At 67.1% G+C, this 20271-nt stretch carries 18 protein-coding genes; 3 read left to right on the forward strand and 15 right to left on the reverse strand.

From position 1 onward, the window contains the following. Position 1 precedes the first annotated feature (1 nt). From zigA to OSH07_RS07785, 4 genes are all read right to left on the reverse strand, one after another. Entirely contained in the window at positions 2 to 1234 is a 1233-nt protein-coding gene (gene zigA / locus OSH07_RS07770) for a zinc metallochaperone GTPase ZigA (protein ID WP_266338041.1), read from the reverse strand. Positions 1235 to 1307: 73 nt separating this feature from the next. Continuing rightward, entirely contained in the window at positions 1308 to 2036 is a 729-nt protein-coding gene (locus tag OSH07_RS07775) for a DUF4198 domain-containing protein (RefSeq protein WP_266338042.1), read from the reverse strand. Positions 2037 to 2279: 243 nt separating this feature from the next. Then, complete coding sequence (locus OSH07_RS07780; protein WP_266338043.1) at positions 2280 to 2786, reverse strand: L-2-amino-thiazoline-4-carboxylic acid hydrolase; 507 nt, start codon at positions 2784 to 2786, stop codon at positions 2280 to 2282. A gap of 187 nt (positions 2787 to 2973) precedes the next feature. Next, on the reverse strand, positions 2974 to 3831 hold the full coding sequence (locus OSH07_RS07785) for a class I SAM-dependent methyltransferase (protein WP_420909605.1): 858 nt from the start codon (positions 3829 to 3831) through the stop codon (positions 2974 to 2976). A gap of 436 nt (positions 3832 to 4267) precedes the next feature. Between OSH07_RS07785 and OSH07_RS07790 the strand changes: the two genes are divergently transcribed. Further along, positions 4268 to 5260 carry an AraC family transcriptional regulator gene (locus tag OSH07_RS07790; protein ID WP_266338044.1) on the forward strand — a complete coding sequence of 331 codons (993 nt, stop codon included), beginning with the start codon at positions 4268 to 4270 and terminating at the stop codon, positions 5258 to 5260. On the opposite strand, the gene OSH07_RS07795 is transcribed toward OSH07_RS07790, so the two are convergent. From OSH07_RS07795 to OSH07_RS07815, 5 genes are all read right to left on the reverse strand, one after another. Next, positions 5261 to 6856, reverse strand: a complete 1596-nt coding sequence (locus tag OSH07_RS07795; RefSeq protein WP_266338045.1) for an FAD-dependent monooxygenase — start codon at positions 6854 to 6856, stop codon at positions 5261 to 5263. A gap of 248 nt (positions 6857 to 7104) precedes the next feature. Next, complete coding sequence (locus OSH07_RS07800; RefSeq protein WP_266338046.1) at positions 7105 to 8202, reverse strand: ABC transporter ATP-binding protein; 1098 nt, start codon at positions 8200 to 8202, stop codon at positions 7105 to 7107. Positions 8203 to 8227: 25 nt separating this feature from the next. Beyond that, on the reverse strand, positions 8228 to 9088 hold the full coding sequence (locus OSH07_RS07805) for a carbohydrate ABC transporter permease (RefSeq protein WP_266338047.1): 861 nt from the start codon (positions 9086 to 9088) through the stop codon (positions 8228 to 8230). Next, positions 9085 to 9939, reverse strand: a complete 855-nt coding sequence (locus tag OSH07_RS07810) for a carbohydrate ABC transporter permease (protein ID WP_266338048.1) — start codon at positions 9937 to 9939, stop codon at positions 9085 to 9087. The genes OSH07_RS07805 and OSH07_RS07810 overlap by 4 nt, the downstream gene beginning before the upstream one ends. 55 nt (positions 9940 to 9994) lie before the next feature. Continuing rightward, positions 9995 to 11287 carry an ABC transporter substrate-binding protein gene (locus OSH07_RS07815; protein WP_266338049.1) on the reverse strand — a complete coding sequence of 431 codons (1293 nt, stop codon included), beginning with the start codon at positions 11285 to 11287 and terminating at the stop codon, positions 9995 to 9997. A 493-nt stretch (positions 11288 to 11780) separates the two neighbouring features. On the opposite strand from OSH07_RS07815, the gene OSH07_RS07820 reads away from it, so the two are divergent. Then, positions 11781 to 12869, forward strand: coding sequence for a LacI family DNA-binding transcriptional regulator (locus OSH07_RS07820; RefSeq protein WP_266338050.1), 1089 nt, complete (start codon positions 11781 to 11783; stop codon positions 12867 to 12869). A 6-nt stretch (positions 12870 to 12875) separates the two neighbouring features. On the opposite strand, the gene OSH07_RS07825 is transcribed toward OSH07_RS07820, so the two are convergent. Beyond that, positions 12876 to 13640: an enoyl-CoA hydratase-related protein gene (locus OSH07_RS07825; protein WP_266338051.1), complete on the reverse strand. Its 765-nt coding sequence runs from the start codon at positions 13638 to 13640 to the stop codon at positions 12876 to 12878. A gap of 168 nt (positions 13641 to 13808) precedes the next feature. On the opposite strand from OSH07_RS07825, the gene OSH07_RS07830 reads away from it, so the two are divergent. After that, positions 13809 to 14987, forward strand: a complete 1179-nt coding sequence (locus OSH07_RS07830) for a glycoside hydrolase family 88 protein (RefSeq protein ID WP_266338052.1) — start codon at positions 13809 to 13811, stop codon at positions 14985 to 14987. A gap of 48 nt (positions 14988 to 15035) precedes the next feature. Here the strand turns inward: OSH07_RS07830 and OSH07_RS07835 are convergent, their stop codons facing one another. From OSH07_RS07835 to OSH07_RS07855, 5 genes are all read right to left on the reverse strand, one after another. Beyond that, on the reverse strand, positions 15036 to 15944 hold the full coding sequence (locus tag OSH07_RS07835; protein ID WP_266338053.1) for an NAD-dependent epimerase/dehydratase family protein: 909 nt from the start codon (positions 15942 to 15944) through the stop codon (positions 15036 to 15038). Positions 15945 to 15969: 25 nt separating this feature from the next. Then, positions 15970 to 17058, reverse strand: coding sequence for an ABC transporter ATP-binding protein (locus OSH07_RS07840; RefSeq protein WP_266338054.1), 1089 nt, complete (start codon positions 17056 to 17058; stop codon positions 15970 to 15972). A gap of 86 nt (positions 17059 to 17144) precedes the next feature. Further along, positions 17145 to 18380 (reverse strand): ABC transporter substrate-binding protein, encoded by a 1236-nt coding sequence (locus tag OSH07_RS07845; protein WP_266338055.1) that lies wholly within the window; start codon positions 18378 to 18380, stop codon positions 17145 to 17147. A gap of 126 nt (positions 18381 to 18506) precedes the next feature. Continuing rightward, positions 18507 to 19355 (reverse strand): ABC transporter permease, encoded by an 849-nt coding sequence (locus OSH07_RS07850; protein WP_266338056.1) that lies wholly within the window; start codon positions 19353 to 19355, stop codon positions 18507 to 18509. Positions 19356 to 19361: 6 nt separating this feature from the next. Continuing rightward, positions 19362 to 20270, reverse strand: coding sequence for an ABC transporter permease (locus tag OSH07_RS07855; protein WP_266338057.1), 909 nt, complete (start codon positions 20268 to 20270; stop codon positions 19362 to 19364). Position 20271 lies beyond the last annotated feature (1 nt).

The following is a 20271-nucleotide window of genomic DNA, read 5'->3' on the forward strand; positions in this document are numbered from 1 at the left end:
ATCAGGCGACCCGCTGGCGCCGCCAGGACGGAAACGGATCCGGCAGGCTGTCGAAGGCGCCGAAATCGAAGCGGGCCGGATTGGACGGGCCGACCAGGCATTCGTCGAGCGCTGCCCGGATCGCCGCCTCGTCGAGCCCGATGCCGATGAAGACCAGCTCCTGCCGGCGGTCGCCCCAGACCGGCGCCCAGTTGCGGCGGAGCATCGACGTCCATTCGGGATCATCCGGCCAGCGCTCCTTCGGCACCGCCGCCCACCAGAAGCCCATCGGCCCGGTGCGGCAGAGCGCGCCGGCAAGGCTCATGTCGCCGACCCATTCCGGCCGCGTCGCCAGCCAGAACAGCCCCTTCGCGCGGACGAGCCCCGGCCAGGTCTTGTCGAGAAACGCCTGAAATCGGGCCGGATGAAACGGCCGCCTCGCCCGGTAGACGAAGCTCGACACGCCATATTCCTCGGTTTCCGGCACATGGTCGCGAAAGCCGTTCAGCTCCTTGAACCAGAGCGGATGCTCCTCGGCCTTGTCATAGTCGAACAGGCCGGTGCCTAGCACCGCGTTGATGGCGACGCGGCCGAACGAGGCGAAGACGATGCGCGCGTCGGGATTGAGCGCCTTGACCACGGCGGCGACCCGGTCGCGCTCGAAGTCCAGCACATCCTCGGCCTTGTTGATGACGACGACGTCGGCGAACTCGATCTGGTCGACGAGGAGATCGACCAGCGTCCGCTCGTCGCCCTCGCCCGCCGTCTCGCCGCGATCACGCAGGAAGTCGTGGCTGGAATAATCGCGCAGCAGGTTCACCGCATCGACCACCGTCACCATGGTGTCGAGCCGGGCGACGTCGGCGAGCGAAAGCCCGGCCTCGTCACGAAAATCGAAGGTGGCGGCGATCGGCAGCGGCTCGGCGATGCCGGTGCCCTCGATCAGCAGGTAGTCGAACCGCCCCTCCGCCGCCAGCCGGCGCACCTCGGCCAGAAGGTCGTCGCGCAATGTGCAGCAGATGCAGCCATTCGACATCTCCACCAGCCGCTCGTCGGTGCGCGACAGGTTGGCGCCGCCGTCGCGCACCAGCGCCGCGTCGATATTCACCTCGCTCATGTCGTTGACGATGACGGCGACGCGCAGGCCGTCGCGGTTGTTCAGGATGTGGTTCAGCAGCGTGGTCTTGCCGGCGCCGAGAAAGCCGGAAAGCACGGTGACAGGCAGGCGGGCATCGTCGGGACGGGACGCGGGCATCGGCGGATCCATGGTGAGGAAGAAGTCGGGGGGAAAGGACCCGGCCGGGGACGTCGCCCCCGGCCGGAAGGCATCAGTCTTCGTGATGGCCGTTGACGAAGGAGAGCGTGGCGAAATGGTTCGCCGTGTCGGCCTTGCTCGGATCGGCGAAAGGCACGGCATGCGAGACCGCGATGACGTTCAGCCCTTCATTGCGGATCAGCACCTCGGCGACGCCGTCGGCATCCGTCTTGCCGAGCTTCGCTTCCGACGCGTTGACATAGTCGGGCGTGATGGCGACGCCCTCGACCGGCTTGCCGTCATAGAGCACCCGCACCTTGAACAGGTCGCCGGCGGCAAGCTCGGTCGGGTTTGAAAGCGGCACGATCTGCAGGGGCTGCGGCGGCAGCGCCGGCACGGCGTCGCCATGCAGGTGGCGGATGGTGACATTGTGCTTCCAGTTGTCGCCGGCCTCCGTCGCGCCCGGCACCTCGTCCTTCGGCCTGGCTACCCATTTGCCGTCGGCGCCCTTCGAATAGAAGCCGTTCGCGAAATCGACGAGCAGGATCGCGGCGTCGTCGGCGGCCTCGATCACGGCGCGACGGTCGCCCGAAACCGCCTTGGCCTCGACGGCCTCGCCTGCCTTGTCGATGGCGCGGACGGTTTTCACCCTGGCCGGATCATAGGCTCCGTCCTCGGCGCCGTGGCCGTAGACGATGCCGGTCTCGCCCCAGCGTTCCGCCGTCCAGACGCCATGCGCCGAGGCGGTGAGCGAGCCGAGCAGCAGGGCGGCGGAAGCGAGGAGAAGGCGTTGGGTCCGCATCAGGACACTCCGTATATGTAATGTTATAACATGACACTCATACGAAACGATCCCGCCGCTGGCAACCGCTTTTCGACCGGCCTGTTGGTACGCGCGCCTCGCCCATCCGCTGAGCAACGCCGCCCAATCGCCTGACGCGACTCATGAACCCGCCGCGAGCTATGCGTCGGCAAACCCGCAAACGGCGGAGCAAAAGACGGGGAAAGGCAGGAAGGGACTGTCGGGCGGCGCGGAAGCGCGCCGCTACGTGCCGTCGGGATGGAACGTGTAGCGGAAGTCGCAGTGCTCGGCGCCTTCCATCAGCGTCTGCGTCCGCTCCAGCGTGATGCGCGGGTCATAGCCCTGGCAGAAGACGCCGTCGCGGTTGCAGGAGAGCAGATGGCCGATCTGGCCGAGCCCCATCTCGCGATAGCTCTCGGCATAGCGGCAGCGATGGACGTTGTAGTCGAAATGGGTGTCGGTCGCCCGCACCACCTCGATCTCGAGCGCGTCGTCCTGGGTCCAGAGCGATTGCAGCTCCTGGAAGGTCCGGAGGCTGGTGCCGCCCTCGGTCCGCTCGGCGAAGGCGCGGCCGGTATCGATCGCCGCCTGGCTGATCGCGGCGTCGAGGATCGCCTGCGCCCTCGCCTCGCCGATCTCGCGCACCATGCCGGCATAGATCGGCGCGATGATCGCCGCCTCGATCCGCCGCCGTTGCAGGATGCCGATCTCGCCCCCGGTCGCCGCCTTGCCGCTATCCGCGTCCGCCATGGCTGGCCTCCATTCCGTCCGCCGCGCCATCGCACGGGCGAAGGACGATCCTAGTCCAGTTGCCGGCAAAACGTCAGCCTTCAATGCCGCAGCATGCTGCCCGGCGGACAATGAAAAACGGCGTCGCGGATTTCGCCGCGACGCCGCTTCAGCCGGCTATCGATGCATTGCGTCGTCCTTCAGGCGCTCAGCGCCGGGTAACGACGATTTCGAGATAATCCGAGGGCACCACCAGCGTACCGTCCTCGGCCTTGTTGAAGCGGGCGATCAGCGCCGCGATGTCGTCCGCCAGCGCCGTCTGGCCCGCTGCGTCCAGCGCGCCGAAGGCCTTCAGCGTCGGCCCGTAGAAGCGGCGGAAGATGTCGAGGAAATGCACCGGCGAGCGGTAGCGGAACACGAACTGGCGCGGCTCGGCGGCGATGGCGCGCGCCGCACCGCCGAACATTTCGTCGATGCGCGGCCGCGTGCCCCAGAGCGCCGGCGATTTGGCGCCCGGCGGCGGCGCGACATGCTTGCCGATCGTCTTGAACATCTGGCCGATAAAGCCTTCCGGCATCCAGTTGGCCATGCCGATCTTGCCGCCGGAGCGGCAGACGCGAACCATTTCCGCCGCGGCCCGGTCGTGATCGGCAGTAAACATCACGCCAAAGGTCGACATCACCGCGTCAAAGGCGCCGTCCGCGAAGGGCAGGTTCTCGGCGTCGGCATGGCGGAAGGTGACCGCGAGACCCTCCGCGTCGGCGCGCCTGCGGCCGAGTTCCAGCAGCGCGTCGACATAATCGGTCGAGGTCACCTCGCACCAGCGCCGCGCGGCGGCGAGCGTGGCGTTGCCGTTGCCGGCGGCGACGTCGAGCACGCTCTGCCCCGAGCGCAGGTCCATCGCCTCGCAGAGGCTTTCGCCGACGATCTGCAGCGTCGTGCCGACGACTGCATAGTCGCCGGAGGACCAGGTCGCCTGCTGCTTCGCCTTCAGCGCGGCGAGGTCGGGGGCCGCAGCCATGGCGGCGGGGTTCATGGTTTCGCTTCCAATCGAGGTCATGGTCATGCTCGTCTCCTGGACGGTTTGCGCACGAGGTGCTTTGTCGAGCGTTCGATCGGCCGCCTGGCGGCCGTGACGGGTGAAGCGCGGCCGTGCCGCCGGTCGCCCGGCGGCACGTCGAAATCGGCTGCGTCGTGAGGGCGCCGATGTGTTCCCCGGGACCATGCCAACCCGACTGAGGCTGCTCAGGCCTTCCGCGCGGATCTGCCCGACACGATGTCCCTGGGGCGGCGCATGGAATAGCGCTGTTGCCGTCGGGGCAGATTGATCGCGCCGCCGGATTTCTTGCCCGAGCGTCCAGACCTGCTATTCTCGGATTTACCCAACGTCATCCGGACGGCATCAGGGCCGCCGTGCGGCGCCCTCCGACCGGCTTGGTCGGCGATCGGCGACCGCCTCACATCTCGATATTGGCCTGCCTGCGGCGTTTTCGGTTTCGCTCATGAATGTCGACGACAAGATCGACGTCCTCTCGGACGTGCTTTCCGCCATCCGGCTCACCGGCGCGGTGTTCTACGACGTCTCGGCGCGCGCGCCCTGGGTGGCCGAGGCGCCGCCGACGGAGCGGTTCGGCAGTCTCGTCATGCCGGGCGCCCAGCACACGATCGAATACCACGTCGTCACGCGCGGTTCGTGCTGGATCTCGATCGTCGATCGCGGCGCGTTCGAGCCGGTCGAGCTGCGCGAGGGCGACATCGCCGTGATGCCGCAGGGCGACCCGCACGCGCTGTCGAGCCGCCCCGGCATGCGGGCCGAGCCGGAATGGAGCCTCCACCGCCGCCCGCCGGATGAATCGATGCTGCCCTTCGTCCTGAAGGCCGGCAGCGACGGCCCGGTCGAAACGCATATCGTCTGCGGCTTCTTCAGCTGCGACGCGCGGCCGTTCAATCCGCTGCTCGCCGCCCTGCCCCGCTTCATGCGGCTCGGCCGTTCCGCCGGCACGCCGGAGAGCCGGCTCGACCAGTTCATCCGCCTCGCCACCAGCGAAGCGGAGAACAGGCGCCCCGGCAGCCAGAGCATCCTGAACAAGCTCTCCGAGCTGATGTTCCTCGAGGTCGTGCGCCAGCACATGGACGAGCTCGGCACCGAGCGCACCGGCTGGCTCGCCGGCCTGCGCGATCCGCTGGTCGGGCGGGCGCTGGCGCTGCTGCACGGCGAACCGGCGCGCGCCTGGACGCTGGAGGATCTCGCCTCCGCCGCCGGCGCGTCGCGCTCGGCCCTGGCCGAGCGCTTCACGCAGCTGGTGGGCTGCCCGCCAATCCAGTACCTGACGCAGTGGCGCATGCAGATCGCCGCCCGCCGGCTTGCCGAGGGCGGCGTCAAGGTCGCGGCGGTGGCGCAGGAGATCGGCTACGATTCCGAGGCCGCCTTCAGCCGCGCCTTCAAGAAATATGTCGGCCAGTCGCCCAGCGATTGGCGCGCCGCCGCGGGCTGATCAGGTCAGGCCGATCGTCTCGCGCAGATAGTCGAGCACGGCGGCGACCGACCAGTCGCTCGCGTGATAGCCGACATACTTGTCCGGCCGCACAAGCCAGGCGACATCGGTTTGCGGGCCGAAGGCGGCGCTGAACGTCCCATCTGCGTCATGCACCCATTCGACGCCGAGGGGCTGCGCATCGGACGGCGCAGCCGTCACGGCGACGACGCGAACGAGACCCGGCCAGGCGGCCTCGAACGCGGCGGCCGCGGCTTCCGCCTTGTCGAGGTCGCCTTCGCCCGCCGCGACCAGCAGCACGAAGCGCGGCCCGCGCAGCAGGTCGAACAGCCGCAGCGGATAGCCGAAGCCGGCGCGGCGCAGGCCCTGCGCATCGGGAACCCGGTCGCCGGCCTGCACAGGCCCCTCGCCCGCCGAGACGCTGAGCGGCCCGTCGCGATAGGCGACCAGCAGCTGCGTATCCTGCAGCCGGTTGGGCGGGGCGCGGTCGCGGCCGAAATTGACGCTCTGCTCGGTCGTGCGCGCCACGACGTCGGCGGCGACCGGCAACCGCTCGCCCTCGTAGCTGTCGAGCAGGCCGGCGGAGGCCTTGCCCTCCGCCACCAGCGCCAGCTTCCAGGCGAGGTTGTAGGCGTCCTGGATGCCGGTGTTCATGCCCTGACCGCCGGTCGGCGGATGGATATGGCCGGCGTCGCCGGCGATGAAGGCGTCGCCGACGCGGTAGCGATCGGCGAGCCGCATGCTGATGCGGAAGGTCGAGGACCAGCGCATGTCGGAAAGGACGGCCGGCTCCGGCAGCAGCCGGTCGGCGACCGCCTGCAGATCGGCGAGCGTCGCGCCGGGCCGGTCGGTCTGGATGCCGTGCTCGACGCCGTCGGCAGCATCGGCCGGCCCCGCTTCCGGCGCCATCATCGAGACCCGGTAGCGGCCCTTGCCGGGCAGCGGAATGGCGATGAAGAAATCGGGCGGGCCGTTCTCGACAAGGCGCATCGCCCGCATGGCGAGACCGCGCGGCAGGTCCCAGTCGATATGAACGTCGCCGAGCATGAACCCCATCGGGAAGGCGTCACCGTCGAAGCCGATGCCAAGCGCTTTGCGCACGGCGCTGTGCGCGCCGTCGCAGCCGATCACATAGCGATAGCGCCCGCGCGTCGCGCCCTGCGGCGTGTCGAGGCCGACCTCGATGCCGTTCCCGGTGAAATCGAGGCTGGTGAGCGCCGTGCCATGCTCGACCACGACGCCGAAGGTGGCGAGATGGGCTGTCAGCACCGCCTCGGTCGCATATTGCGGCACGCCGAGCGAGGAATAGGGCAGATCGGAGAAATCGTGCAGGACGTCGCGGGTCGGGCTGCCGGCAATGGCGAGCCGCAGGCCGGTCAGCCAGAGCCCGGCGTCGATCAGATCGCGCGCGATCCCCATGTCCTCGAACACTTCGAGCGAGCGCGGCGTCACGCCGATCGCCCGGCAATACGGCAAGGGCGCGCTGCTCCTGTCGACGATGCGGGCGCGCACGCCGTGCCGCGCCAGTTCCGCCGCGAGCGTCAGCCCGACGGGGCCCGCCCCCACCACCAGGATTTCCGCCCGTAGATCCTCCATCGCAGCCCCCTGTCCATCTTTCGCGGGATCGCCTCACGACGGCGCACCATCGAACCATGGCCGCGACGGAGACCGGAACATCGCCTGGAATGCACGTAGGAAGGCTGCGACTGCAGCCGGCGCGAGACTATCACGACGCCGGCACGCCCAAAAGGTCATCCGCCCGGCAGCGTTGGCGCGCGCCGGGCGGACGAGATTTTCAGGCCACGGCTGCGGCTTGCACCCGAGCCGGCCGAAGCCGCCTTCGTTCAGCGGATGGCGGCCTCGGTCTTGGCGTCGAAGAAGTGCATCGCCTTCGGATCGACCCAGAACGGCGCCTGCTCGTGCACACGCAGTTCCGTCTCCGGCGCGATGCGCGACGCCATGATCAGCGTGTCCGCCACTTTGGTGCCTACCACGAGTTCCGATCCCAGCTGCTCGGTGACGGTCAGCCGACCATTGAAGCTGGTGCCGAGATCCTCCGCCGGCGTGCCGAGATGGATATGCTCGGGCCGGATGCCGAGGATGACCGAACGACTGCCCTGCCCCGAAAGGCTCGCGACCTGGCGCTCCGGCACGGCGATCGAGAGATCCTTGGCGACGGCGCGCGTCCGGCCGCCCTCGTCGACGAGGTCGACATGGATGAAGTTCATCGCCGGCGAGCCCATGAAGCTGGCGACGAAGCGGTTCTTCGGCCGGTTGTAGATGTCGAGTGGCGTGCCGACCTGCTGGATGTATCCATCCTTCATGACGACGACGCGGTCGCCCAGCGTCATCGCCTCGACCTGGTCGTGGGTGACGTAGACGGAGGTGGTGGCGACGCGCTCGCGCAGCGCCTTCAGCTCGATCCGCATCTGCGCCCTGAGCTTGGCATCGAGGTTGGACAGCGGCTCGTCGAACAGGAACACCTGCGGATGGCGCACGATACAGCGGCCGAGCGCCACGCGCTGCTGCTGGCCGCCCGAAAGCTGGAACGGCTTGCGGGAAAGCAGCGGCGCGAGGCCGAGTATGTTGGTCGCGTGCTCGACCTCCTTCTTGATCGTCGGCTCGTCGACCCGGCGGTTGCGCAGGCCGAAGGCGAGATTGTCGTAGACGGTCATGTGCTGGTAGAGCGCGTAGTTCTGGAACACCATCGCGATGTCGCGATCCTTCGGCGGCAGGTCGTTGACGACCTTGCTGCCGATCTGGATCGTGCCGGACGAGATGGATTCGAGCCCCGCCACCATGCGCAGCGTCGTCGACTTGCCGCAGCCGGACGGGCCGACGAGCACGACGAACTCGTTGTCGGCGATCGTCAGGTTGACGTCATGGACAACCGGATGGCTGCCATAGGCCTTGCCGACATTCTTCAGGATAACTTCAGCCATAGCGGCCTCCAGAAAGCTGAGGGAATTACATCCGCAGGCCGCGAATGACGTATTTCTGACCGAAGATCGTCACCAGCAGCGCCGGCAGCATCGCCAGCACGGCGGTCGCGCTCATCAGGTTCCATTCCGTCCCGGTCTCGGTGACGAACTGGGCCATGGTCGAGGTGATCATCGGCGTGCGCTGGCCGGTCAGGATCAGCGCGAACAGGAACTCGTTCCAGGTCCACAGCCAGGACAGGATCGACAGCGCCGCGATGCCCGGCATGGCCGACGGCAGCGCCACCCGGCGGAACGCGCCCCAGCGGGTGCAGCCATCGATCAGCGCCGCATGCTCCATCGACGGATTGATGCTGTCGAAGAATCCCTTCATCAGCCACGAGAAGAAGCAGACATGCACGGCGATGTGCGGCAGCAGCAGGCCGAGATAGGTGTCGTAGATCCTGAGGTTCGTGGTGACGAGATAGAGCGGCAGCACGAAGGAGATGTAGGGCACCGTGCGGAACACGTAGATCGTCGCGAACCACGTCTTCTGGATGCGGCCGGTGAAGCGCGACAGCATGTAGCCGCTGCCCACCGTGACGCCGAGCGAGACGACGGTCGCCAGCGTCGCCATGACGAAGCTGTTGAACATCGCATGCAGGATCTGCGGCTGCTGCAGCACCTCGACATAGTTCTGCAGCGTGAATTCGCTGCCGCGCCAGATGTAGTAGATGCCGGATGGCGGTCGGATCGAGGTCACCATCAGGATCGCCACCGGGCCGATGAAGATCAGCAGCACGGCGACGACGATCAGGACCAGGAAGACCCGCCAGGCGCCGGGCGCGAAGCGCTCGAACAGGGTCGGACCCGGCGCAACGATCGGAGTCGAGAAGGTTTCGACGGTCATCGGGAAACCTCCATCAGGCGGTTGACGAGCTTGTAGAGGCCGATGCCGACGACGAGCATGATCAGCGCGCCCAGGCCTGCGGCCGCGGCACCCTTGCCGTAGTCGAGATGCACGAAGGCCTCGACATAGGCGTAGACGCTGAACACCTCGGTTTCGCGCGCCGGTCCGCCGCCGGTCAGGATCCAGACCTGGTCGAAGGTGCGGAAGGCGTCGATCGAGCGGATCAGCACGCAGACGATGATCACCGGCTTCAGCATCGGCAGCGTGATGTGCGTGAAGGTCTTCCAGGGACCCGACGCATCGATCTGCGCCGCCTCGAACGGCTCCTTGGGCAGCCCCTGCAGCGCGGCGAGGATGATGATCGTGAACCAGGGCGCCCAGATCCAGACATCGGTCAGGATGATGAGCGAGAAGCTCGGCCACTTGTCCGAGAGCCAGCCGACTTCCGGAAAGCCCAGCACGTTCAGCAGCGTGGTGATGACGCCGAACTGGTCGTTGAACGACCAGCGGATCATCGTCGCCGTGATCACCGGCGCCACCGTCAACGGCAGGAGGATCACGGTGCGGACGACGGGCCGGCCGAGGAACGGCTTGTTCAGGAGCAGCGCCAGGCCGAGGCCGGACGCCAGCGACAGCACCACCGAGGACACCATCAGCAGGAAGGTGTTCGGCAGTACGGTATGCAGGAAGACCGGATCGCTGAGGACGTCCTTGTAGTGCTTGAGGCCAATCCAGGTCTTGGCGGGGTTCACCAGGGACCAGTCGCGGAAGCTCGCATTCATGCCGATGAAGATCGGGATGATCTGGAAACAGACGAGCACCAGCGCTGCGGGGGCGACGAGAAGGAGCATGAATCGCTCCCTCTCGCCGAGGCGTGACGTTTTCGCCGCGACCCGTTTCATCGGCTTACTTCGGTGCGCCGTCGTGGATCGGCTGGACGCCGGCTTCCAGCGTTGCCTGGATATCCTCGCGGCTACCCTTCATCGCCTTGATCATGACGTCCGAATAGACCTTGTGGGTCGCCGCCCAGTTGCGGAAGTAATAGGCGTCGTGGACATGGGCGGAGTCGAACAGGATCTTGCTCATCTTGACCCAGTTCGGATCCTTCTCGTCGAGCACCTTCCAGACCTTGGTGTTCGGCGGCGGGCCGCCGGTCAGGTTCCACTGCTCGATCTGGCCATCGACGTCGGTCATCATGGCGCCGAGCAGCTTCTTGGCCGCCGCCTGCTTCTCGGCATCGATCACCTTGGGGATCGACCAGCCCCAGATGTCGATCCAGTTGCGGTGGCCGCTGCTGTTGGGGCCCTGCGGGAAGCTGGCGATGCCGACCTTGCCGGCGATCTTCGACTTGTCGGGATTGTTGAAGTTGCCGAGGAAGGTGGTGTCGGCGACCGTGAAGGCCGCGTCGCCCGCCTGGAAGATGGCGTTGGCCTCATCGCGCGAATAGGTGGTCATGCCGGGCGGGCTGATCTTGTTGGCATGCAGTGCATCCCACCAGAATTCAGCGGTTTCCTTCTGGCAGGCCGACGCCGTCATCGGCTTCCAGCCCGCCTCGCCCATCTTGACGTTGTCGCGCTCGTAGAGCGGCTCGTAGATGTCGCAATTGTTGTTCCAGAGCGTCCACCAGAAGCTGAAGAACGTGTTGGTGTAGGACATGCCGCCGACATAGCCCCAGCGGACCTTGTCTTCTTCCTGCAGCTTCTTGCTGACGGCGACCAGCTCGTCCCAGGTCTTCGGCACCTGGTCCTCGGGCACGAGGTCGGTGCGGTAGAAGAAGATGCCGGCCGTGGTGACGATCGGCACCGCCGTCGTCTGGCCTTCCTTGTTGTGGAACGGCTCGAGCTGGCCCTCGGCGACGTTGCGGACCTCGGTCACGTCCTCGACGGAGGCGAGATAGCCCTCGAGGTCCTGGCCCCAGTCGTCATTGTTCCAGATGATGTCGCACTGGTCGGTCGCGCCGGCGCTCAGCATCTGCGTGATCTTCGGCAGGTAGACCGAATAGGAAACCGGCGTCTTGTTGAGCGTGACGCCCTGCTCCTTGGCCCATTTCTCCAGGATCGTGACGTTCGCCGCGATCACCGGATGGTTCATGTAGCAGAGATTGAGCGTCGTCTCGGCGCGCGCGCCAACCGCCGACAGCGCGGTCAGCGACGACGCCAGCAGCAGCACCCTGGCCACCGATCGGCTTAGAATTCTCATGCGTTCCCTCCGCAGTAAAATCGGCGCCCTTGCGCCTTCTCGCCGCGCTGCGGACACAGCACGGCCCTTTGCCGGACAGCGCAGCCGCCGGACACCCTGCCTTCATTCCTGTTGGTCGAACCCCGGACGACGGACGGCTCCTCAACCGCCTTGCCGCCGGGGACATCGGACGCCGGCACCCCGGCCGTCCTTCTCCGCCGATCTCCCCGATCACGCGGAACACTCGCTCCCAGGCAGCCGCAATCCACGCGCCAGGGCGTCGCGGAAACGACTGGATCGCAGCGCGCCGACGAGCCGGAATGCGCGTCTCGCCGCCTTCTGAAATCGTTTTCAGATTGGCGCGCGAGTTTCAGCAGGTCAAGCGCCTTTTTTGGACAATTGCGAAGCGGGCTGCGTTCGGTTGCGGTGATGGACCCGGACACCCAATTCGACGATAGTGCCGCCATTCGCTCCGTGGCGGTCGTTCGGCTGCCCAAAGCCGTGTTCAACGTCCATGACCAAGAATAAGAGCAGCGCGCCGACGACAACACGATCGGACAGCAAGGTGAAACTCGGCGACGTCGCCCGGAAGGCCGGCGTTTCGCCGGCAACGGTGTCGCGCGTCCTCAACCACCCGGAGATCGTCAGCCCCGAACTGCGCGAGCGTGTCGGGCGCGCGGTGACGGCGCTCGCCTATACCCGCGACAGCGCCGGCCGAGCACTGAAGTCGCGCCGCACCCGCACCCTCGGCGTCGTCGTGCCCACGCTCGGCATCAGCATCTTCGCCGAAGGCGTCGAGGCAATGCAGAACCGGCTGAGCGAGCATGGCTACACGCTGCTGATCGCCAATTCGCAATATGAAGCGCGCCGCGAACTGCAGGAAGTCGCGAGCCTGCTGGAGCATGGCGTCGACGGCCTCGCTTTGGTCGGCGACGCGCAACTCCCTGAAACCCATCAGCTAATTCGCCAGCACGGCGTCCCCTACCTCACCACCTACGTCGCCACGGCGCGCGATGCGGTGCAGGCGATCGGCATCGACAATGAAGGGGCGGCGGCATCGATGGCGCGCTATCTGCTGGAGTTCGGTCACCGACATTTCGGCATCATCGCCAACCTGCCGGAATCGAATGACCGCTCGATGTCGCGCTATCTCGGCATTCGCGCGGCGCTGGCCGAGGCCGACGTGCCCCTGCCCCATTCGCATGTGATCAGCATCAGCCAGACCCTGCAGCACGGCCGGCAGGGCCTCCGGCAGCTGATCCAGGCGAATCCCGAGATCACGGCGGTGATGTGCACGACCGATACGCTGGCGATCGGCGCGCTGGCCGAGGCGCGATCGCTCGGCCTCAAGGTGCCGCAGCACATCTCGATCACCGGCTTCGACGACATCGAGCTGGCGAGCCAGTTCGACCCGCCGCTGACGACGATCAGCGTCCCGGCCAGCGAGATCGGCCGCGCCGCCGCCGATCACCTCGTCAATGCGGCGGCCGGCGTGCGCATTCCCGTGATCACCACCCTGCCGCACCGGCTCATCATCCGCGGTTCCGCCGGACCGCTGCCGGGCGCGATCCGCCGCCCAAAACTCGGCAAAACCGCGGAATAGCGGCCGCTAGCGCCCCGTGAACCGCGCGGGGCGCTTCTCGACGAAGGCCCGCATGCCCTCGCGCTGGTCCTCGGTGGTGAAGGCATGCCGGATGGCGCCGCGCTCGACCGCGAGGCCCATGGCAAGCGGCGTCTCATAGGCGGCCAGCACCGCCTCCTTGGCGAGGCGCGCCGCCATCGGCGCCTTGGCCGCGATCGTTTCGGCCACGGCGAGCGCGCGCGCCACCGCCTCGCCGTCCGGGCAGATCTCGGCGATCAGCCCCGCCTGCAGCGCCGCCTCGGCCGAGATCGGTTCGCCGGTCAGAACCATCCACATCGTCAAGGACTTGCCGACCGTTCTCGCCAACCTCTGCGTCGCGCCGTCGCCGGGCAGGATGCCGATATTGATCTCGGGCTGGGCAAAGCGGGCGCTGGCGCCAGCGATGGCGATATCGCCCAGCATCGCCAGTTCATGCCCGCCGCCATAGGCGATCCCCTCGATCGCCACGACGATCGGCTTGCGGAACCCTTCGACCACCCGCCAGGCGGCGATGCGCGAGGGATTGTCGATCGCCGCGAACCCGTCGCGCTGCATTTCCTTGATGTCGGCGCCGGCCGAAAACAGGGAGGGACCGCCGGCCAGCACGACGCAGCGCACCGTGTCGTCGAGCGACGCCGCCGTCAGCGCGTCGGCGAGTTCCTGCAGCAGGGCGTTGCTCAGCGCGTTGCGCTGGGCCGGCCGGTTCAGGCTGACTTGCAGCACATGCTCGGACGGGCGCGCGATTGCGATCAAGGGGGCCGGTATCTGCAAGATGAAAACTCCAAATCGAGCAAGATGAAAAAACGCGCTTCAATTCTGAAAACGTTTTCTGATACAGGATGACAAAGCGGCCCTGAGGAGGCAAGCCCGGCACTTCCGCGCCGGCTTGGACACCGCGACATAACCGGAGGACCCTGCCCGATGTCGACTGCGCCCTACCACGAGGCTCTCGACCTTCTCGCCGCCAAGCTCATCGAGGACGAGCGGACGATCGGCGTCGCGTTTCCCTATGTCACCGCCCCGGACGGCGCCTGGCAGACCATGCCGGCCTCGGTCTCCGCCGGCTATACCGGCGCCAACTGGAGCCATGGCAACTGGTTCTGCGGCTTCTGGGTCGGCCTGCTGCTCGCCGCCTACCTGCACACGCGCGACGAGAGATTCCTGACGCTGGCGCGCGAGCGGATGCTGCTGGTCGAACAGCGCGCCGAGGACGGCAACACGCACGACATCGGCTTCATCTTCCTGAGCTCGGCGATGCCGTTCTACCGCATCACCGGCGAGCGCCGCTATCGCGACATCGCGCTGCGCGCCGCCGCCCGCCTGCGCGACCGCCTCGTCGTGACGCGAAAGGGCGCCTACATCTCGTCCTGGGGACCGATGAGCGACCCGCGCGGCCGTGCCAGCTCGGCGATCGACACGATGGCGAACATCCCCCTGCTCTACTGGGCGGCGACCGAGAGCGGCGATGCGAGCTTCCTGCTCGCGGCCGAGGCGCATGCCCGCATGACCGACCGCGCCTTCACCCGCCCCGACCTGACGCTCTATCACGCGGTCGAATACGACACGACGAGCGGCGAGCGGCTGCGCGGCTACACCTATCAGGGCCAGCACGATGAATCGTCCTGGTCGCGCGGCACCGGCTGGTCCGTCTACGGCCTGGCGGCGACCGCGGGCGCCACCGGCGATGGCCAGTATCTCGCGCGCGGCGGCGTCATCGCCGACAAGTGGCTGCAGCAGTTGGGCGACGACATCGTGCCGCCCTGGGATTTCAACGACACCGCGCCCGACGCCGCGAAGGATTCGTCCGCCAGCGCGATCATGGCGGCCGGCCTGATCGATCTCGCCCGCCTGCACCGCGACGAGGCCAAGCGCGCCAAGTGGCAGCAGCAGGCCGACCGGCTGCTGACCGGCCTCTGCCGCGACTATATCGCCCGCGAGCCCGCCCATCGCGGCCTCTTGACCAAGGCCTGCTATTCGATGCCGCACCAGATCGGCGTGCAGTCGGCGGTGCTGTTCGGCGATTACTTCTTCGTCGAGGCGCTGATGCGCGTCGTCATGCCCGGCGCCTTCAGCATCGAGCACCGGCAGATCCAGGGCTGAGGCAACAGGCGCCTGGCTCGGAGCCAGGCGCCCTTGTCACGAACAGGTTCACCCCGCCGCGCGCATCGCCTCGACGAAGCGGGCGATGCCTTCGGGAAGATCGATCGCGGGCCGGTAGCCTAGGTCACGGCGGGCGGCTTCGATATCGATCGGTCCATGATGATCGTCGAGCGGGTCCGGTCCCTCGCGAAGCGTGATGCGCGCGCCCGGAACCTGTTCGGCCACCAGCTCGGCGACACGGTCGAGCGTGTCGATCCGGCCGCCCGTCACGTCGTAATAGGTCCGCGGCAGCGCAGGCGCGTCGAGGGCGGCAACCAGCGCCGCGGCGGCATCCTCGACATGGATGTACTGGCGCGGGAAGCCGGCACCGAACGGCAGGTCGAGCGCCTCGCCGGCGAGGCCTGCCGCGATCATCCGGCGCAGGATGCAGGACGTGCTGCGCTCGGGCCCGTAGATCCACGAAAGCCGCAGGCTGACGCCGGAAACGCCATGCTCGCGCGCATAGGCGTTGACCAGTTGCTCGCTCGCCACCTTGCTGGCGCCATAGACCGTCGAGGGCTGCGGCGGTGTCGCGGCGTTGATCGGCGCGCCGCCGGTCGAGCCATAGACGCTCGCCGACGAGCAATAGACGAAGCGCGGGACACCGTGGATCCGCGCCAGCTCCAGCATGTTGGCCGTGCCGACGATGTTGGTCTCGACGATGGAGAAAGGCTTCTCCTTGCCGACCATCGGGCCGGAGATCGCGCCGCAATGCAGGATGCCGGCAAGCTTCTGCCTGCCCGCCAACGCATGCAGCGCGTGCGTCTCGGTCAGGTCGATCGCAACAACGTCGACACCGGAAATTCGGGTCGAGACGCGGTCGATGGCGAGCACGGGTCGGCCGGCGGCGGTCAGCTGGCGCAGCAGCGCGCGCCCCACCAGCCCGGCCGCGCCGGTGACGAGAACCGTATCGGTCATGGTCTTGCCTTTCCCTGCCGTCGGCTCAGGCCGCGATCACGGTGGCCCGGTCGGGCAGCCAGGTCAAAACGAGGTCGCGACCGTCGGCGAACGTGTCATCAGGATATTTGTCGACATGCGCCTCGAGCGCGACGGTGCGCTCGTCCGGCAGCACCACGGCGAGACGACGGACATTGCCGACCCGGTGGCTGCGGGTGATTTTTGCCGCGATAGCGTTGCGCGGCGGCGCTTCGCCCGAGACCGGCACCTTGAGGTCGATCGCCTCGGCCGGAATGACGACCTTGGCGCTGGAGCCGCCGGCGACCGCGCCATTGGCGACGCCGACCAGCCGGCCGATCGGCGTATCGACGGCGACATGCTCGCCCTCGACCTGGCCGATGACGCCTTCGAAGATGGTGTTGCGGCCGATGAACTGCGCCACGAAGGCGGTGTTCGGGCGGGTGTAGAGCTCGTGCGGGCGGCTGATCTGCTCGACGCGGCCGCGATTCATCACAACGATGCGGTCGGAGAGCGACAGCGCCTCGGACTGGGCGTGGGTGACGAAGACGAAGGTGACGCCGAGCTCGCGCTGCAGCAGCTTCAGCTCGTTCTGGATCGACTTGCGCAGATTGGCATCGAGCGCGCCGAGCGGTTCGTCGAGCAGCAGGATATCGGGCTCGACGACGAGGCCGCGGGCGAGCGCGATGCGCTGGCGCTGGCCTCCGGAAAGCTTGTCGGGGCGACGGTCGGCGATGTCCTCGAGCCCGAGATTGGCGATCATGCGCTCGACCTTGGCGTCGCGCTCGGCCTTCGCCATGCCCTTCACCTCGAGCCCGTAGCCGATGTTGCGGCGGACGGTCATGTGCGGGAACAGCGCGTAGCTCTGGAAGATCGTCGAGGTCGGGCGCCGCTCCGGCGGCAGGTCGTTGACGCGCTGGCCGCGAATGCGGATGTCGCCCGACGTGATGGACTCGAAGCCCGCGATCATCCTGAGCGTCGTCGTCTTGCCGCAGCCGGACGGCCCGAGAAAGGCGATGAACTCGCCCTTGGTCACCGACAGGTCGAAATTGGCGACGGCGGTGGTGCCATCGTCATAGGTCTTGCCGAGATTGATGAGTTCGAGATCGTAGGCCACGGGATGCTCCTGGTGCGCGGAGGACGTCGCGCATTCGGTTGGAGGAGCGGCGTTGAACAACGCCGCTCCAGTTGGTCGAAGCCGCGTCAGGCGCTGAGGAATTCGTCCCACTTCTGGACGATGTGGTCATATTCTTCCGGCCACTGGTGCCAGTAGGCGACATTGGCCGCGCGCTGCTCCAGCGAACCGCCGTCGCGCAGGTCGCCTTCCTTGATGCCGCGCTCGGGCGCGCCGACCCAGGGCTTGCCCTCGTACCAGAAGGCATACTTCTCCGGCGACATGAACTGCTTCAGATTGGTCGAGGGCGAGTAGTAGCCCTGCTCCGAAACGGCGATGCCCGGAGGACCCGACAGCCAGTAATCGGCATAGGCGGCGACGGCTTCCTTGTTCGGCGAGGAGGCGAGCATGGCCGGGCCGATGGCCCAGCCGCGATAGCCTTCCTTCGGCACGGCGTAGCGGCAGGCCTTGCCCTGCGCCTTGACGGCCATGACCGCCGGCTGCCAGGCGTCGCAGACGACCATTTCGCCGGAAGCCAGCAGGTTGACGAGCTCGCCGAAATCGCCCCAGAGCGCGCGGAACTGGCCGTCCTTCTTCTTGGCGATCAGGAACTTGATCGCCTCGTCGATTTCGGCCTGCGAGGGGTTCGCCGGGTTCTTCACGTCGGAGAGGCCGAGCGTGTTCATCGCCATGAAGACCTGGCCGAACGCGGTCAGCGGATCGGTGTTGAGGCCGGACTTGCCCTTCCACTTCGGGTCGAACAGCGCCGTCCAGCTGTTGGCTTCCTCATCGGAAACGACCTCGGGATTGTAGCCGACCGAGTCGTAGTTGTAGACGGCGGGCACCAGCCAGAGCTTGGTCTGGCCTTCATCGGCCCAGATCTGGCCGGTGATCTGCGCGTTCGGCGCCCACTTGGCGTCCGGCTTGGTGAAGGTGTCGCGGATATTGGCCCAGTTCTTCAGCGAGCTGACCGGCACGGCCTCGACATTGTTGGTCATGACGACGGCGGGAAGCCGCTCGACATTGGTTTCCCAGCAATCATAGTCGGCCGATCCGGAAAGGATCTTGGTCTGCGCGTCGGGATGGGTCGAAGCCGTGCCCGAAACCGAGCCGACGCCGGACGCCGTCTTGAAATCGGCCAGGATGCGTTCCTGCACCGTGACCGACAGGCCGATCGTGCGCAGGCTTTCGTTCGCCAGCGCGCTCTCCGCCGCGAAGGCCCGCGAGGCCGAGGCGAACGGCACGCTGCCCGCCGCAACCGCCATTGCGCCCGCGCCCGCACCCTTGAGCAGGAAGCGACGCGTCATCTCCATCTGTTTGTTCATGCTTCACCTCGGTCTGGTTATGCCTGCTGCTTTTGTTCTGACCGGCGTCCGTCAGGCGGCGGAGCCGGAACACTGGGAAGACGGAGGCGGATCAGGCCGCCTCCTCGCTGGTTCGTATGGAGGCGGTCAGGCCGCCTCCTCCTGGATCGCAACCTGCTTGGCGCGCCGCACGGACAGCCCCATCAGCACCCCGTAGACGCTGAGCAGCGCGAAGGAGAACAGGGTCGTCAGCACGCCGAAGGCGAAGATGTTGGGATGGATCTCGACGGAGAACGTGCCGTAGATCGCGAGCGGCAGCGTCAGGTCGCGGCCGGAGGCGAACAGCGTGCGCGAGAACTCGTCATAGCTGAGCGTGAAGGCGAACATCATCGCCGACAGCACGCCCGGGAAGATCAGCGGGAACGTCACCTTGCGGAAGGTCCGCACCGGCGACACGCCGAGCGACCACGACGCCTCCTCGACGCTCTGGTCGAAGCGGTTGAAGATCGCCAGCATCACCAGGAAGGCGAAGGGATAGGTGTAGACGACGTGCAGCACGAAGGCCGTGCCCCACCAGTGGCGGTCGATGCCGAGCACGTTCGAGACCAGCGACATGCCGAGGCCGACGAGCAGGCCGGGCACCATCATGCCGAGCACGATCAGGTAGAAGACGACGCCCGAGCCCTTGAAGCGGCTGCGGAAGGCCTGGGCCGACATGACGCCGAGCGTGGTCGAGACGACCATGGTCATGAAGGCGAGGACCAGCGAGCGCAGCAGGCCGGAGCCGACCGGCAGCGGCGCGATGCGGCTCGGCGGCACCAGGCCGAGCAGGTGGCGATACCAGTAGGTCGACCACTCGACGATGGGAAACTGCGGCCCGCCTTCCGGTCCCGTCTGGAACGAGATGATGGCCAGCACCACCATCGGCGCATAGAGGAAGGTCAGGAACAGGACGGTGTAGACGCCGAGCGCGGGCTTCACGAATGTCGACTGCATGATCGCTCAGAGCTCCTTGCGCAGGTTCACGACGCGCAGCAGACCCGCCACGACGACGCCGATAATGAGGGTGAGCACCACGCCGATGACGGAGGCGAAGGCCCATTTCAGCGAGCCGACCTGGGTCACGATGATGTTGCCGAGCAGGTTGACCTTGCGGCCCGAAAGAGCGGCAGAGGTTGCGAATTCGCCCAGCACCATGACCGAGACGAAGATCGAGCCGACGACGACGCCGGGCAGCGACAGCGGCAGGATGATCGTGCGGAAGATGCGGCCGAAGCCGGCGCCGAGATCGCGCGCCGCCTCGATGATGTTGGGATCGATGCGGCCGAGCATGAAGGCGATCGGGCCGACCATGAACACGCAGTAGATCTGCGTCATGCCGATGACGACCGAGAGCTCCGAGAACAGCAGCGCATCGATCGGCGCGCTGGTGATGCCCAGCCACTGCAGCACGATGTTGATCGCGCCTTCCTTGCCGAGCATCGGCCGCCAGGCCAGCACGCGGATCAGGAACGAGGTCCAGAACGGGATGACGCAGAGCGTCAGCAGCACCGTCTGCAGCGTCTTGTTCTTGACGAAAAGACCGACGAAAAGCCCCGCCGGATAGCCGACCAGGATGGTCGCGAACAGCACGGTCAGCCAGATCCGGACCGTCGTCCAGAGCGCCGAGAGATAGGTGTCGCTGGAGAAGAAGGTCGTCCAGCTTTTCGTCGTCAGGATGGGCTGGATGGCGAAGGTCGTCTGCGTCCAGAACGAGACGTAGAGGATCATCGCGATCGGCAGCACGAGGAAGAGCAGCATCCAGAGCGCGCCGGGCGCGATCAGCCAGTAGGCCGTGCGGTTGCTCTTCCGGCGGGCGGTGGATTTGGCGGCCGGGAGTTCAGCGGCAGCGGCGGTGTTGGTCATCGTCATG

The sequence above is a fragment of the Kaistia nematophila genome (assembly GCF_026343855.1).
In the GTDB taxonomy this organism is placed as follows: domain Bacteria; phylum Pseudomonadota; class Alphaproteobacteria; order Rhizobiales; family Kaistiaceae; genus Kaistia; species Kaistia nematophila.